This is a genomic window from Chryseobacterium mulctrae, from assembly GCF_006175945.1.
Taxonomy (GTDB): Bacteria; Bacteroidota; Bacteroidia; order Flavobacteriales; family Weeksellaceae; genus Chryseobacterium; species Chryseobacterium mulctrae.
Genome location: NZ_VAJL01000001.1, coordinates 3,498,722 through 3,514,936 on the forward strand (window position 1 = coordinate 3,498,722; position 16,215 = coordinate 3,514,936).

General features: G+C 32.9%; 15 protein-coding genes. 8 read left to right on the plus strand and 7 right to left on the minus strand.

What is annotated here, in order from left to right:
* Positions 1 to 3: 3 nt before the first annotated feature.
* The 4 genes from FDY99_RS16140 to FDY99_RS16155 all read right to left on the minus strand — a co-directional run bounded on the left by FDY99_RS16140 (position 4) and on the right by FDY99_RS16155 (position 5,152).
* On the minus strand, positions 4 to 1,473 hold the full coding sequence (locus FDY99_RS16140) for an FAD-binding oxidoreductase (protein WP_139422826.1): 1,470 nt from the start codon (positions 1,471 to 1,473) through the stop codon (positions 4 to 6).
* Between the two features lie 241 nt (positions 1,474 to 1,714).
* Positions 1,715 to 2,347, minus strand: a complete 633-nt coding sequence (locus FDY99_RS16145) for a hypothetical protein (protein ID WP_139422828.1) — start codon at positions 2,345 to 2,347, stop codon at positions 1,715 to 1,717.
* A 60-nt stretch (positions 2,348 to 2,407) separates the two neighbouring features.
* Entirely contained in the window at positions 2,408 to 3,994 is a 1,587-nt protein-coding gene (locus FDY99_RS16150; protein WP_139422830.1) for a patatin-like phospholipase family protein, read from the minus strand.
* Positions 3,995 to 4,252: 258 nt separating this feature from the next.
* Positions 4,253 to 5,152, minus strand: a complete 900-nt coding sequence (locus FDY99_RS16155) for a magnesium transporter CorA family protein (protein WP_139422832.1) — start codon at positions 5,150 to 5,152, stop codon at positions 4,253 to 4,255.
* Positions 5,153 to 5,226: 74 nt separating this feature from the next.
* On the opposite strand from FDY99_RS16155, the gene FDY99_RS16160 reads away from it, so the two are divergent.
* Positions 5,227 to 6,249: a 3-oxoacyl-ACP synthase III family protein gene (locus tag FDY99_RS16160; RefSeq protein ID WP_139422834.1), complete on the plus strand. Its 1,023-nt coding sequence runs from the start codon at positions 5,227 to 5,229 to the stop codon at positions 6,247 to 6,249.
* Positions 6,250 to 6,441: 192 nt separating this feature from the next.
* On the opposite strand, the gene FDY99_RS16165 is transcribed toward FDY99_RS16160, so the two are convergent.
* The 3 genes from FDY99_RS16165 to FDY99_RS16175 all read right to left on the minus strand — a co-directional run bounded on the left by FDY99_RS16165 (position 6,442) and on the right by FDY99_RS16175 (position 8,281).
* Positions 6,442 to 7,602, minus strand: coding sequence for a thioredoxin family protein (locus FDY99_RS16165; RefSeq protein ID WP_139422837.1), 1,161 nt, complete (start codon positions 7,600 to 7,602; stop codon positions 6,442 to 6,444).
* Between the two features lie 129 nt (positions 7,603 to 7,731).
* Entirely contained in the window at positions 7,732 to 7,995 is a 264-nt protein-coding gene (locus FDY99_RS16170; RefSeq protein ID WP_139422839.1) for a hypothetical protein, read from the minus strand.
* Between the two features lie 85 nt (positions 7,996 to 8,080).
* Positions 8,081 to 8,281, minus strand: coding sequence for a cytochrome C551 (locus FDY99_RS16175; RefSeq protein WP_139422841.1), 201 nt, complete (start codon positions 8,279 to 8,281; stop codon positions 8,081 to 8,083).
* Between the two features lie 253 nt (positions 8,282 to 8,534).
* Here FDY99_RS16175 and tssD point away from each other — a divergent pair, with 253 nt between their 5' ends.
* The 7 genes from tssD to FDY99_RS16210 all read left to right on the plus strand — a co-directional run bounded on the left by tssD (position 8,535) and on the right by FDY99_RS16210 (position 16,018).
* Positions 8,535 to 8,939: a type VI secretion system tube protein TssD gene (tssD, locus tag FDY99_RS16180; RefSeq protein WP_185148738.1), complete on the plus strand. Its 405-nt coding sequence runs from the start codon at positions 8,535 to 8,537 to the stop codon at positions 8,937 to 8,939.
* A gap of 361 nt (positions 8,940 to 9,300) precedes the next feature.
* On the plus strand, positions 9,301 to 11,259 hold the full coding sequence (locus FDY99_RS16185; protein WP_139422845.1) for a type VI secretion system Vgr family protein: 1,959 nt from the start codon (positions 9,301 to 9,303) through the stop codon (positions 11,257 to 11,259).
* Positions 11,216 to 13,909 (plus strand): lipase family protein, encoded by a 2,694-nt coding sequence (locus FDY99_RS16190; RefSeq protein ID WP_139422847.1) that lies wholly within the window; start codon positions 11,216 to 11,218, stop codon positions 13,907 to 13,909. The genes FDY99_RS16185 and FDY99_RS16190 overlap by 44 nt, the downstream gene beginning before the upstream one ends.
* Positions 13,910 to 13,920: 11 nt before the next feature.
* Complete coding sequence (locus tag FDY99_RS16195) at positions 13,921 to 14,499, plus strand: hypothetical protein (RefSeq protein WP_139422848.1); 579 nt, start codon at positions 13,921 to 13,923, stop codon at positions 14,497 to 14,499.
* 18 nt (positions 14,500 to 14,517) lie between these two features.
* Positions 14,518 to 14,997 carry a hypothetical protein gene (locus tag FDY99_RS16200; protein WP_139422850.1) on the plus strand — a complete coding sequence of 160 codons (480 nt, stop codon included), beginning with the start codon at positions 14,518 to 14,520 and terminating at the stop codon, positions 14,995 to 14,997.
* A gap of 279 nt (positions 14,998 to 15,276) precedes the next feature.
* The gene (locus tag FDY99_RS16205) at positions 15,277 to 15,489 is read left to right on the plus strand and encodes a hypothetical protein (RefSeq protein ID WP_139422852.1); all 213 of its coding nucleotides are present in this window, start codon (positions 15,277 to 15,279) and stop codon (positions 15,487 to 15,489) included.
* A 1-nt stretch (position 15,490) separates the two neighbouring features.
* On the plus strand, positions 15,491 to 16,018 hold the full coding sequence (locus tag FDY99_RS16210) for a hypothetical protein (RefSeq protein WP_139422854.1): 528 nt from the start codon (positions 15,491 to 15,493) through the stop codon (positions 16,016 to 16,018).
* Positions 16,019 to 16,215: the final 197 nt, after the last annotated feature.

A 16,215-nucleotide genomic window follows, 5' to 3' on the forward strand; every position in this document is an offset into this window, starting at 1 on the left:
GAATTATTTATAATGCAGATAAAACTTATTTTCAAAAATCTCCTGCGGATCATATTTTCTCTTAAGCGCAAAGAAAGAATCAGATTGAGGATAGACTTTTCTCATTTTTGCTTTATCGATATGAAGACGGTAGGGAAGGTAAAAAGTGCCTTCGTTTTTGATGGTCATATCAACTAATTTGTTGGTTACTATTTTCATTTCGTTTTCCTGTTTTGCCGTTTTCTTTTGGTTAAACAGTAAAACAAAACCGAAAACATGTTCTCTCGCATAGTTCATGTAGCTGTCTTCATCTTTATCTACAGCTCGAATGGTGATATTTAATAGATCTATTTCAGAATCCTTTAAAATAGGTTTTATATCTTTTATAAAGTGATTAAAATTTCTTTCAGGAATAAAATATTCATGCAGAAGATCGGTCGAATTCGGATCTTTATTTTCTATCAGCGAAACATGACCGTTTAATAATTCGTTGCGGGTAAAAACAGTGTTGTTTAATACGGTATTCATTCCGGTTTCCAAATCCCAGCGAAGCCTTTTTCCGTATTCACTATTCACAGTACTTCTGAAAACAATTCGTCTGATCTCTTTATTTTTTGTTTTCTGATTAGCAAGTGAAAGCGTTTTTTTATCAGCTTTTTCAAAATAAATGATAGTAGCTTCGTCTAAAAACTTTTTGTCTGAAACTCTCAGTCTTCCAAAAACGAGATTTACATTTGGGTTGTCTGTAATAAATTTTTTGTAATAAGAAATATATTCATCAGAATTCATTGCTACCGATTTATATTTCAAAGCAAGATTATCAACGACTTTTAGTTTTACATCAAGAATGATCCCGAAAAGTCCATATCCGCCAATCACCAGTTTAAATAATTCAGGATTTTCTTCTCTGCTGCAATTGATGATTTCACCTTTATCATTCATTAAAGTAAAAGAAATGACACTCGAAGAAACGGGTGGAAGATTTTTTTGCCAACCATGTCCGTTCACACTCATCGAACCACCAATGGAAAACGAGCTGAAAGCCTGCATCACCGCAACAGATTTTCCGTATTTGTCTAAATAATTAATCGCATCTTCCCACAAAGCTCCCGAACCAATCGTCAAAATATTATTTTTTTCGTCGAGTTCCATCTGTTTGTACGGAAGCATATTCAGAAGAATACCTTTGGGGTAAATCGGATGTCCACCCATGCTATGTTTAGCTCCTGCAATCGAAATTTTAAGATTTTTTTCTTTGGCGTATTGTACAACCTGCTTTAATTGATTGACAATTTCGGCTTTATTGTTGGGAACGATAATTAAAGTATCAATTTCCGTAAGATTCAGCTGGCTTGCATCATTGGTAAAACCTTTCGGAGTTTCGGCTTTAATATCCTGCTCTTTCCATTTTGTTTTAAGAATATGAATAACCGGAACAGACAGAAATATAAAAATCATTACAATTCCAATAATAAAAAGGTGCTTTTTTTTCATCTACTGTAGAATAATAGGAGCGAAAATAGGGAAAATTCTTTTTGCTTAATCTAACTAAAATAATAGATTATATAATCGTTTTAAGATATGATTGTCTATTTATTGCAAACTTGTCTCGAGATACTCTTTTGATTTATCGTAGAGATTCTTCATTTCGCTTCGCTTCATTCTGAATGACAAACACAATTGTTTCCGAATCTGTCATTCCGACGAAGGAGGAATCTTAATTATTAATAATAAGTTATATTTTTATTTTCGAATGGATTATTAAAAATAAATTTTTTATATCTACAAGAATATATGTTAAAATTTCAAAGTGAGCAGCAGTGTGAGGTTGACCATTAATGAAAGTTATTATATAGCTTTTATAATTAATCATTTCATTTTTTGAGCAATAATAACCATTATTATGTATTGTATTTCTAATTTTTAATAGTATTGATAATGCATTCCATTCATCATTTTCGGCTATTCCAAAATAATTGAAAATATCTTTTAAAATTTTAGTAACTGTAATTTGGCGAGTTTTATTATTAGGAAATATTACACTATAAATGTTGCGAAAGTAATTTTCAACTATTGATACGAAATTGTAAATGAATGAGGATTTGGTTTGGGTATAATAATTCTGCAGTACTGAATTATAGTCATTTATTGAATCTGTAGGAAGTATTCTATCAAATATTTGTTTATTAAGTAGATTATCTGCAAAGTTTTGAAGATTTAGGTTTAAAAATATTATTGTCTTATCAACATGATTAATAAATTGCCCATCAAATTTTTTGTCAGTTAAGTTATTTTTGAAGTAAATTTCTTTATAATCTAATCTAATTTTTTCAAATTGAATAATAATTGCTACTACTTCTTGTTTCATTATTTATTTACTTTGCTAATTTCAAATCTACGTTAATACTGAAACAAATTCAACCCAAAATCACCCCACCGTCGGTGTATCCTCCTCCTTCAAAATCTTTTTTTCTTTCATAGCAACCATCATTCTTTCGCGTTTGTATTCTGCCCAGTCGAATTGATTAAGGAAATCAAGAGCAGCAATAAATCCGGCATTGAAAAGCTGTTCTTTTTCTTCTCTTTTCATAAAGAAATTGAGCCAGCTGCTTGTTCCGCAATTCACTGTTTTTATGCTGTACAAATTGTAAAATGAATATTTAGTGAGAAAAGATTTATCATTAAAACCTTTTAAAGTTTCAATAATATTTCCGGCGTAGGAGAGCGGTGTTTTAAGGATTTGTTCGCTCGTTTTTCCTTTCTCTTCATTGATTGCCGAGTCACTCGTTAACTGCACTCCAAAAAGTGGAAGTCTTGGATAGAAAATATCGGTCACATGAAAAAGATCGATCGGAAAATTGGAAATACTTCCGCCATCGATAAAAATTCCGACAGGATAAATATTTTCTTTTGAAGTATTCATCCAAAATTTCCAGGCGTATTTTACAGAGTCGTCGTCTTTGTTGATGAGCTTTTGCATCGGTTCAAAAAAGAAAGGAACAGACATCGAAGCACGCACAAATTCTGCCGGACTGATGTGTTTCAGCTCTTCTTCAGACCAATAAAGATTGGCCATGATGGGAAGCTGTACTTTTATTTTGGCGTTGATGTCGGTTGTGACAACTGTATATTCAGATTTCAACTGATAGAACGGATTGTTTTTGTAATAATCGTTGTTTTCGATGCCTTCAAAATAAATTCTGTATTGCGTTTCATCAATATGTTCCAGATGATTCATTTTAATTTCTTCAATTCCGTTCAAGGCATTGGTGTAAAATTCCATTCCGTTGCCGTAACGGTAATTGAGATTGAGCTCATGTTCCTTTTGAATAAATTTTTTATTGAGTTCTGCTACTGTTTTTATTCCGAAATCATTGAGTACATTTTTCATGGTGTCTTCAAAAACATTTCCGGGATTCAACCCGCTGTTGCTTTTCTGAAAATTCAGATAAAGCTTTTTTAAAATTAATAGTAAAATAATTAAAGGAACAAGCGGAATCAGAAAATACAGCTTGGCTTCTCTTGTTGTTTCAGAGGAAAGGATAAACGGTAAACTGATTAATCCAACCGTCAGAATAATGGTAATAATTAAATTGATTTTAAAGAAATTTTTATTGTTGAGCATCGCATGAATGGTGCTTTTTACATAGCTTTTTCCATCCATAAAATCTGCAAAATTCCAGTTGAACAATATTTCTTTAATGACTTCGCTCTTGGCTTCTTCTTTAGTTTTGCAGGCTGCTATCAACATCGTATTAATGGCTCCAGCGCTGGTTCCTGCAACTTTCAGAAAACGGATCCCGAAAATTTCAAGTCCGTATAAATAACCAACCAAAGCACTTCCCCAAACTCCGCCTCCTTCCTGTACAAATTCTACATATTGGTTTCCTTCGGCATCCAGAAGATCAGAGAACTCTCTTTTTGAAATATTTTCATGCAGTGCTTTCAGCTTTTCTTTGGATTCCTGAGAAAGTATATTTTCATCAAGAATTTTTTGGAGGGTTTCGGATTTCATGATTTGGTATTTTGTTTTTGGTGTTTTGTGTTTTGTTGGAAATCGCAAAGGCGCAAAGTTTTCTTTAGCTTTATGTTTTTTAAGACGCAAAATACTTCGATTTCTCTCAGTATCATAAAGTATTTTCAATCAATTTTTATCTTGATAAAATCCTTGCGCCTTTACGTTTAGCCAATATTATTTTCTCTCGCAGATTAAGCTGATTTTGCAGATTAATAATTCGAAAATCTGCATTATTTGCTCAATCGGCGGGAAACTTTACCATTGCTTTCTTCTCGCATAAATAAACGTGCAGATCACAATGCCCCCCATCACGCCTAAAGTATAAAAATATCCCTGTTTGGTATGCAGTTCCGGCATATTATCGAAATTCATTCCATATAAACCGGCAATAAATGTAATGGGTAAAAAGTAAACCGAATAAATCGCCAAAACTTTCATCACCTGATTGGCTTTCTGATCAGACAGCGCCAGAAACATCGAAATTAAGTTGGTAATCTGAATGTTGAGATGGTCAAAATCGGCAACTACATCTTTGTGTTTATCTTTTAAATCGACCACTTCAGAATCTTGTAAATTGAGTAGCTTAAACTTATCGATAGCATCTGTAGAAATCGTCAAAACTCTTGAGTTCAAGCCCGATTTTCTTTTCAGTTTATACAGTCTGCGGATTTGATTCGTGTGATTGGTATTTTTAAGGAAAATTTCGTTCTCGATATTATCCATCGTTTCAAAAAGACTGATGGCTTCATCATCAAAACTTTTCATGATGATCAAAGCGATCATTAACGCAACTTTATCGGGAGAACAGTTTTCCTGGCCTGCCGAAAGCTGTTTTTTCGTCTCCGAAATACTTTTGGTTTTCATTCTGTGAACAGTTATAATCGTGTTTTCCAGAAGAAAAATTCCGATTTTCGTACTGATGTCACTTATGGTGTTGAGGTTTTTCCTTTCCAGCTCGGTGCTTTCACGTAAAAGAAAGAATTTTACGTTTCCGTCGGCTTCGTATTTAGGTAAGTGATTCGGATCGAGGGTGTCTTCCAAAAGAAGATTGTTGATTTCGTAGCGTTCATGAAGGTATTTCATGTCTTCTGCAGTAGGCGCTTCCACGTCTATCCATTCGCATCCCGAATCTCTGTAAATTGTATCAATAGGCATAAAGTAAAAATACTATTAATTTGAAATATGATGTATAAAATAATTTTATCTTTACCAAAATTAGAAAAAACTATATGATTAAAAGTACAATAAAAGGGATCGGATTTCATGTTCCGGATCATGTGGTCACCAATGATGATTTAGCAAAACTAATGACCACCAATGATGAGTGGATTACCGAGCGTACCGGAATAAAAGAAAGAAGACACAGAATCAACCGAAACGATGCTCAGGAAACGACAGCTTATCTTGGTTTTAAGGCTTCTGAAAAAGCTTTAGAAAAAGCTGGTTTAAAGGCAAAAGATATCGATTATATTGTTTTTGCAACACTTTCTCCGGATTATTATTTTCCGGGATGCGGAGTTTTGCTTCAGGATATGTTGGGTTGTGATACCATCGGAGCTTTGGATGTAAGAAACCAGTGTTCAGGTTTTGTTTATGCAATGAGCGTTGCGAATGCTTTTATTAAATCTGGAACGTATAAAAATATTTTGGTTGTAGGTGCTGAAGTTCATTCTTTCGGACTTGATTTTTCTGACGAAGGAAGAGGTGTTTCTGTAATTTTCGGTGACGGAGCAGGAGCAATTGTACTTTCTGCAACCGAAGATGAAAACGCAGGAGATATTTTGGCGATGAATATGCATTCTGAAGGAAAATATGCCGATGAATTGTGCACACAGTTTCCGGGTTCAAAATATGGCTGGAGCGACAGAATGAGAAAAGAACCTGAAAATGTAACGGATAAAGAAGTATATCCGATTATGAATGGGAATTTCGTTTTCAAACATGCGGTGACAAGATTTCCAGAAACCATGAAGGAGGCTTTAGACAAAGCAGGAAAAACCATTGAAGATCTGGATATGTTTATTCCGCATCAGGCGAATTTAAGGATTGCTCAGTTTGTTCAGCAGAAATTTGGATTACCGGACGAAAAGATCCATAATAATATTCAGAAGTACGGAAATACAACGGCTGCTTCTATTCCGATTGCTTTAAGTGAAGCGATTGAATTAGGAAAGATCAAAAGAGGAGATTTGGTTCTTCTTTCGGCTTTTGGTAGTGGTTTTACTTGGGGAAGTATTTTGTTTGAGTATTAAATTATCAAAGATTTTCGTCGTCACTTCGAGTAAGTTTTTGAAGAAAACTGTATCGAGAAGTTTTAATAATAAAGGCTGTTCTCGATACGCTTCGCTACTCGAACTGACGTTACTTAACAACTAAGTCGATAAATAAAAATCCCGCTGAAAAATATATTTTCAGCGGGATTTTCTATGTTTTAAAACTAAAGATTAAAGGCTCTTCAATAATTTTTCTGTATCTCCGGTATCTTCACCAGCTGCTTTTCCAAGCTGAAGTGATTTTTCAGCCCATATTTTAGCATTTTTTTTGTCTCCAATTTTGTTGTAAAGGTTTGCTAAAGTATCTGTATTTGCATAATTTTCATTCTTATTTACAGATTCCTGTGCCCATTTTACAGCGGTTTCCAAAGAAGATTTGGTTGTCACATTTTCAAAGAAATTCCAAGCTAAAGAATTAAGTTGGTCTGCACTTAAAGCCGACGTGTCTTTATTCAGTTCAATCGTTATTTTTTCATACGTTGCAAAATCTTTATCTTTCAAGGCTCTGCTTGCTTTTACTCTTTTTAAAAGGTTCTCTGCTTCATCTTTAGTCATGAATTTCTGAGTTTCTGCAAGGAAATAAGCTTCATCTAACTTTTTGGTTGTTGTGTTGTAAGCTTTGCTCATTACTGTATTTACCTTCACATTTTTCTCGATGTTTTCAAGATTTTTCTCAGGTATGATTTTCATGATGTCAGCTTTTCTTTCTGTGAAAATCTTGTAAGGAGCTCCTTCTGTACTTTTCATTGCCTGGAAAAGAAGTTGCAGGTTATTTTGATTGATTTCCGGTTTTGCAGCAAAATAACGCTCCAAAACTCTGTTAGAAAATTCTGTGTCATTATAAACAGTTAGCTCAGCAAGATTTAAAAGGAATTCAGAATCTTTTTCTCCTTTTTCAAATTTTTGCTTTAAAGCAGTCAGTCTTTTATTAGGATCACCTGCGTCCATAGCAAACTGGATGAAATCTTTTTCTTCAACATAACCGATTGTTCTGTGAACTTCTTCACCATCACCGTTGATAAAAAGATAAGTAGGGAATACTTTTACATTGTATTTTTTTGCAAGATCAATACCTTCGCCTTTTTCCATGTCTATTTTTGCATTGACGAAGTTTGCGTTATAATAATCTCCAACTGGCTTTAACGGGAAAATATTTTTCACCATTAATTTACATGGTCCACACCAAACTGCATAAGCATCAATAAAAACAAGCTTGTTTTCTTTTTTTGCTTTAGCCAAAATACTTTTAAAATTTCCTTCTTCAAATTTAATTCCCTGAGCAAATGCTATTGCTGCCAGGAAAAGGAATGATAATATTGCTGTTTTTTTCATGAATTTTTTTTGTTGGATACAAATGTAATAATTAAGTTAAATAATTATTCTCTTTTTAATGAAAATAAGAGGGATGTTTTGTAATTTTTTTAAAAATAAAATCCATAGAATGTTCTACGGATTTGTTTTTTATCTTGAGCCTCCTACAGAGGTATTAGGTTTTGATTCTTTACTACCATAATCGGTTGGTGTAGCAGCAGTATCTCGTAATGCTTTCGGAGTATCTTTTTCCGGTTTAGTGGGTTCAGAATTTGCAGCCGCAGAATCTGCCGATAGATTGAGCAGAGAGTCTTTATTGTGATTTTCTTTATACGCTTCTCTGTTTTCTTTTTTGTCTGCACAGCTTCCTAAAGTCATTAAACCTAAAAGCATTGCTATTCCTGTTTTTTTCATATTTAAAACGTTTTGGTTGTTCAATCAAATATAAAAAATCTGCCGAAATTATCAGCAGATTTATTTTTGTCTGAAATTTTATTCTTTATTTTACCGGAGCTGCAACTGTATCTACAGGCATTTTCACTGTATCCGGACTTTTCATCGGCATCGAGTCTTTGCTTGCAGACGTATCTGCAGTTATATTCATCGAATCTTTGTTTTCTGAAGACATTTGCGGTTCTTTTGATCCGCAGCTTGCCGCAACTAAGCCTATTCCAAAGGCAAATAACATTAACTTTTTCATAATACTTTATTTTTATGGTGTTTAAAAACATAGCCAATTATCATTCCATAAAATGTGAACTTTATATTAAAGTTTAGCAATATTTGTTAAAAAATGGTTGATGTTTATGAAATGTCGTAGTTCTACTACATAAAATCGTAGAATTACTACAATTTTCGAAATAATGGTTTAAAAGTTTTAAAAATATTTCCGGTGTATCTATCTTTGGGTTATAGAAATCACAAAAATACTAACGATTTAAAATTTACTTATTATGGCAGCAAATTCAAGAGGAATCTTAAAATTCAACGGCAGCGAAGGACAAAAATTATTAAAGTTGAACTACAGTGTTTCAAGATCTACAGATGTTTCAGGTAGAGTAGCATCAGATCCGTCAAATGCACTGATCAAATTAACAATCGAGGCAACAGAAAAATCTGACATTCTTGAGTCATTGTTAAACGGAAAATACAAACCTACAACAGGTGAAATCACGTTCAACAAATCTCACGAAGAAGGTACTTTGATTACTTTAAACTGGGAAAACGGTTATGTAATTCAACATGAAGTAGACTTCGACGCAGTAGACGAAAACTCAATGTTAATTAGCTTTATCGTAAGTGCTGAGAAAATCAACTATGGTAATTCTGCTTACGAAGGAATTTGGCCGACTGCATAACAGCAATTCATTAAGGTTTGTAGAGATTCAAATAAAGACTGTCCCAAAAAGACGGTCTTTTTTGACTCAATATTTTGGCTAGAATTCGATTTGAGGATTGTAAAAAGCTTTATTATTTTTTTAAGGCAGCTTATCCTTCTTCCACTCCCGCTTTTTTTATTTTCTGGTTATAACCAAAAAATAAAAAAGAGCTCCGTTCAAGCAGGGCTGCAATTGAGTCTGTTCTTAAAAAAGTCAGTAAAAATACAAATTGTCTTTACAATAACATGAAGTTAAAAGCCTGAATATGAAATTTATGACTTAAAATTTAGATAGATAAATAAAATTTAATATCTTTAATCTACCACATAATCACAACAATATGAATACCTCAGAAAAAAACGGAGGTTCCGTTTTCCGCCCGTCTCAGAATGCGGCAGGAATTTCAGAGAATCATCATACCGGGATCAACAGACTGGTAAAATTATCTTTGGTCATTGAAGGTAAGGTGATCAAATATTACAAACATTTTAAGCTTACCCAAAGCTCACAGAAGCACCACGAATTTACGCTGACTTTAGCGCATGATACTTTAGGCGACCGCCAAACCCATACTTTAGAAGAAGCGAATAAATTTTTAGGAAAAAGATTAACGGCTGTCATTTCTTATAAAGACATCGAAAACAGTCCTGAACGCACTTTTGTAGGCGTTATCACGGGAGTTGGTTTCAGTCAGGAGAAAATGAGTCTGGGAAATATCGTTTTGTCAGGTTACAGTCCAACAATTTTATTGGATGGAGCACCACATATTCAAAGTTTTGGTGGAAATCAGGCTGTCAATATGGGAATTATTGCTGAAGAAGTGATAAAACAGGGTTTAGATAAAAGCCGTTTTGATATCAGAATTGATACAAATGATTATTCTCAAATTATTTACAGCAGTCAATACGATGAAACCCATTACAATTATTTGGCAAGAATGGCAGAAGCATATGGCGAACAGTTTTATTACGATGGAGAAGTTCTGCACTTTGGAAAACTTCCACCGCAAAATAAGCCGATTAAATTAACTTACGGAAGCAGTGCAAACGACATAAAAGTAGAATTAAAAGCGGTTCATACCAAACCACAATTTTACGGCTACAATAGTAATAAGAATGAAGTTTTGAAATCGGGTTTAACACCGATTCAGCATGTTGGAGATTTAGCAAAAACGGCTTATCAACACAACGATGCTATTTATAAAACTCCATCATTACGAGTTGCTCCAATAAAAGCAACAACTCATTTGGATGTTGAATATTCACAAAAAAGCACTTCTGGAAGCGAGGCGGTGAATGTTTTCAATCTTTCAGGTTCTACAACCGTTCCTTTTTTACATCCGGGATGTTCTGTGGATATTGAAATGCGAAAAGTTGATACGAATGAAACTTCGTATTTCACAAGAATCATGATTACAGAAACAACTCATGAAATAGATACAATTGGTCATTACACCGGAAGTTTTGCAGGAATTGCATCTGATACAGGCTTTCTACCCAAACCTGAATTTACCGTTCCTATTGCGCAGCCACAGATCGCAACTGTCATTTCAAACACCGATCCTGAAGGACAAGGAAGAGTTCAGGTAAGATTTGATTGGCAAACAAACGACACAACTCATTTCATCCGAATGATGAGTCCTGATGCAGGAGGAACAGATCAGATCACTCAGAATAGAGGTTATGTTGCAATACCAGAAGTCGGCGATCAGGTAATGGTAAACTTTGTACACAATCATCCCGACCGACCTTTTGTAATGGGGGGAATGTTTCATGGGGGAACAGCTTTAGGAGGATTTGCGGACAATCGTGTAAAATCTATCATGACCCGAAGTGGACATAAAGTGGTTTTTACAGAAGATGAAAGTATTATTATTACGGATAAATCTGGTAATGAGATTCATCTGGATACAACGGGAAGTAATATTAATATCACTGCTCCAGAGACGATGACATTGAATTGTAAGAATATGTTTATTAACGTTTCTGAAAATATGACCACGAGTGTAGGAATGGATCAATCTGATACTATTGGAATGAACAGAACCCAAAGTATAGGATTAAACGCTACCCAAAGCGTGGGAGCTATGAAAATGACTTCTGTAATTGGAGATACAAGTATGTTTATTACAGGAAAATTGACGGAAATGATTGAGGGAGATGTTACAAGCGAAGTGAAGCAAGGCAAAACTGTAATTAATTCTGATCAGGGTATTGAGACAAATTCAAATGGCTCAATAAGCAAACATGCCCAAAATGAAGTTCAGAATAACAGTGGCGAACGAAGTAAAAACTACTAATCCTTTACGTATGAGCAGAACGAGAATTGTAAAAGGTAAGATAACGGAAGTTGTCGAGAAAGATTATAATATTTTTTCTGAAAGTAATATTGTTGAGAATGCTGTTGAAATGGTTACCGATAAAGGTGTAAAAAACGGTGTAATTTATGGAGTAAATGAAGAGCCTCCAAAATCCCCAATACTAAATTTCCCGGAACCTATTTTAAATGGGGATGTTATTTTCTGCAACGGTTATTTAAGTAGTCCCAAAAAAAATCCTGGATCTTATCTCAATGTTATTGTGGACAAAGTTCCAGATGATGTTTCTCAAAACCCAATGAGAGGGGCAAATATGAATGAAAAAAAGATAACTGATAATGTTGATATTTATACCAATGATGAGCTAGAAATTGATAATCGTCAAGGAGGCGGTACATTATATAGTGATCCCAATTATGAAACGACAGAAAATTATCGATGGATATTTGCTGCAAAAGAAAAGTTTGAAGGATATTGGGAAGGTTATGATAACGTTACAAAAAAAAAGTATTCTCAAGTTTTTAAAGAATATTTTCATGCTCTCGGAAATGCACATTTCATCAATGGCTCTCATGGTCTTCAGTCTTCAGGAGCGCACCGTGTAGAACATGGCATTGCACAGGGGTATGCTTGGGCTAAAAGAAAATGGAACATTAAAGAAAAATCTGTTATTGATGATTTGAAAGAAAAAAATCCCGGAGCTCTTAGCTATTCACCACAATACAAACCTATAACTGTAGTAGGGCATAGTCAAGGGGCAGCAATTGCCGCAGGAACTGCACTTGGAATTATCTATTATGCGTATGAAATGGGTTGGGAAGAAATTCCTATCAATATATTATTTTTAGGAACACATCAGCCACAAGGACTTTACGGAAAAAATTACGAGCATTTCAAAAACTATTATTTCGAAGATTTTATTAAGGAATGGGTTCTGGAGTGGATAGGAGATATTTTTACTAAAGAAAAATTGTATCAAAATCAGGGAATCTATGAAAAAATGAATGAGCTTCTTGGTGGCGATTCGTGGGGAGGTTTAATAGATAGATCTGTACAGTTTACTTTTCCTAATGACAGAGCCTTATTTGTAACCAGAATGGGAGATATTCCTTATGTGAAAAACGCATGTAATGAAAAAGATAATCTCTATGTTGAAAGTTGGGGATTTTATGCAGGAGCAAGCGCAGAAGGTTTTTTCTCGGAAGAAGGTTATCATTTTCCTAAACGTCTTTTAGATAAAGCTTTCAATCCTGATGGAAGTATTAATGAAAATGCACCGACATTCAGAGAATGCGTAAAATCTTATTGGAAAATTTATCATCACTATAAAACGTATCGGGACTATATAAAGGCTAATCCCTCCAAAAAATATACGCCGGCAAAATATAAAATTCCTATAATAAGCAATGTGTTACCGGATTGGTTTCATACAATTTTAGATCAAGCAATTTCAAAAGCAGAAGGAGCGAAAAAAGCTCTTTATATGAAAAGTGAATTGTACCGCCTTAAGCTTAATGCATTAGTGGCTTTTGAAAAAGTACATAATATGGAATTGCAGGCTCATTTTGCTCCGGTAGGATTAATGTTTAATAAAGGAACGCTTTCAGATTGGGATCAGTATCAGGATCAAACCATTTGGGATCGGGTAAAAGATACAGGCAAAGATTTGTTTTATAGATTAGATTATTCTTTCGGTGCGACTTTGGAACAAAAAAGGAAAGAAGAAAAAGCATTTGTAGAAGGCGAAGGAAAATCCAGAATGGTAAAAACCAGCATTGCCAATACCGCAGGAATAAAAAAATGGGTAGACCAAGCCAAAGAAGAACTGAAAATTACAAAGCACTGGTACACTGATATTGTAGATTGGGCAAGAGGCGACAAAGAATATGACGGTTCAGGCTGGGCACATGGTGCAAGACAAAGCCTGGCAAAATCTATTGGTTTTACCGATGGAAATATAGATAATCTTTTTGAAGCCGGGATTTATTCTATGCTGCAAAGTGGTGAAGTAGATATTAGTAACAGCAAAAGGCTGATTAAGATGATTAATGAAGATCCGGAGTTTGTTGAATATGAGAAAGAAATTGCTGAAATGGTTATTAAAAACTCAAATTATTTAAAGAATAGTTTCGAAATTGAGCATAAAAAAGGAATTCAATTAGGAGGAAAAAGAGCAAAAGGAGATATGCTGGATCAGTTTAAAAATCCGTTTAGTGTAAAATACAGAGATACGTGGAAAGTCGCAGCTAATGAATTAACTTGGCTCTTAAGAAGTATAGGAGTCAGAAGTAAAATTAAAGTAGATAAAAATGGTACAACAGGGATATATCATTCATTTAGTGATACTTTTGATTTAAGAGCGTCTGAAGATGGTTCACGAAGCATAGAATATGATGTGGTAAGCATTATCTCTGGTTTTCTTTATCATGACATTGCAGGAGGAAATGATTTAATGAAAATTAAAGGAAATTGGACAAACTCCTACAATAAATCAAAAATTGACTGGATGGCAAATGGAGATGAAAGAATTAAAAAAATGATGGAAAACATGAAGCAAAAACAAGATTCTATAATAAGAGAATATAACAAAACAGATGATTACAATAAAACCACATTTCCTTTTGGAAATTAAAAAAGGTTAATATGAAATTATTAAAAACATTACTTTTATCTTTCATGATTCTTGGTTCATTAAAATGCAATAAAATAAAAAAAGAAATGAAAGAACATACACCTGATTATTCCTATAAAAATGCAGGAATTGATAAATTTTATTATGTGAAAAAGGATTTAGGTAATACTCCTATTATTCCCTTAATAAAACCATATAGCATTTCAAGTATAGGTAATCCTGAAGAATGGTTTTTAGATACTTTTGTTGAACGACTTCAAAATGATCTTGGAGGTGGAATATCCCCTATATTGAGATTTAATTGTCATAAAATTTACATTTATGGCTACAAGCCATTTGAAAAAGATAATCAAGATTCTACTTTTGATTCTCCCGAAAAATGGTTCATTATCAATACTCAAGAAAAACAACTTGTTTATTTTGACAAAGAATTGGATTTCCAAGCAGAACTCAAAAAACTCAATCTTCCTGAGACATTTCTAAATCCTGATGAAGTGTATGAGCAATATAAACAAGACCCTGTTTTACCTTGGTTTCCTGAGAATATTAAAAAACAGTTGAAAGAAGCGAAAGCGAAGCAAGGAAAATAAATAAACACCAGCTAAGGGATGATAAATCATATTAACTTCATTAGTCTTTTTTCACCATATATTATTGATTCTTTCAAAAATGATGATGATTTTATTGTTGTTCTATTAATAATGGGAGCCATTTTTTTTGCTATCGTCGTAATTATTGGAGTGGTTTTATGTTTACTATTTATTTTGTTGCTAATTGGGCTTATAACAGCAGGTATTTTATCAACCTCTGTTTTGATAGGTATTCAACAGAAATCTATTAGTAAAGGTTTCAAAACTTTTTTCTTGGGCGTTTCAATGGTCGGCTGTACAATTGTAGCTATAATCTTTTTTTGGTTTGTTAATTCTGTTAAAGAATGGTGGGATACTAATATTTCCATAGTTATTGGAGTGTTTTGTGGAATTTTGGTAGGTTATATTTTAGGTTTATTGATGTTTGTAGCTTTGAAAAAAATAATCTCATTCTTACAGAAGAGATATCAATCTATTCGAAGTATTTCTAAAACCTGATAAAGACTAATAAAAATATGAACAAGCCACTATTTTACTTTGGTTTCCTGAGGATATAAAAAAAGTTGGAAGAAGTGAAAACGAAATAAAGGAAATAAAAAATGAGGAATTAATTTTCTCATTTTTTATAGATAAACTTTCTTTCTCGATATTGTAGAAAGAAATGATTTTATGAACGTAAAAGGGAACTCGACTAATCAATACTCTAAAAAAAACTTGAATGGAAAGCTGTTTTTTAATGCAATACTTATTATATAGATAAAGAATTGGATGGACCAAATGTTGATCCTGTTTAAAGCAATTCTCCTAAAAATTGATGTTAGAGGTTCGAAAGTTTTAAGTCAAATACAAAATACAACTAAGAGAAAAATACTTGTAGAATTAGGTTTTGTAACAAGTGCAAAAGACTCAAAAGCATTGTTTTCAGGAATCGATACAATTGCGAAGCAATTATATGATGGATTGATCATAAATATTAACAAAAACTTTTAAAATGAAATTTTTATATATTTTAACTGCATTCATGTTATTGTTCTGTTCTAAAAAGAAGAATAACGAAAAGCAATCAATTCATATAAATTCTGCAAAAGAAAATTTAAAAAATGACACCATTTTAAAACGAAAATATCTCAATAATAAATTAGAATATGTAATTCTTACAAAAGATAGCTTAGGAAGTAACGAATTACACATTTTTTACTACGAAAATGGTAATATAAGAGAAAAAGGATTGATTGGGATTGTTTCTAATAAAGATTTAAATACTAAAGCATCTATACAAACATGGTTTTATTATGATAAGCTTAATAATTTAGATTCAACAATTTATTATAACAATGATGAGTTTCAGAAAGATTTTATAGAAAAAAAATGTTATTACAAAAATGGTAAGTTAAAAACTATTGAGAAATATAATAATTATATTCTTTATGAAAATGAGAAAAATTCTATAGGTATATGGAAAAAATATAATGAAGACGGAAAGCTATTTCAAACAATTAATTATAACAAAAGAAAGTAATTAAAATAACAATATCCTTTTTTAATCTAATCAAGTTCTTCTTAAAAATTCCTTAAAATTAATCATATTAATGTGATAATTTTATTTTATAATATCTAAAACCCTTTATACAAAAGGGTTTTTCTGTGTTTGTATCAAAAGTCGTAGAACTACTACATCAAATCGTAGTATTACTACAAAAACTGAGATTTATTAGA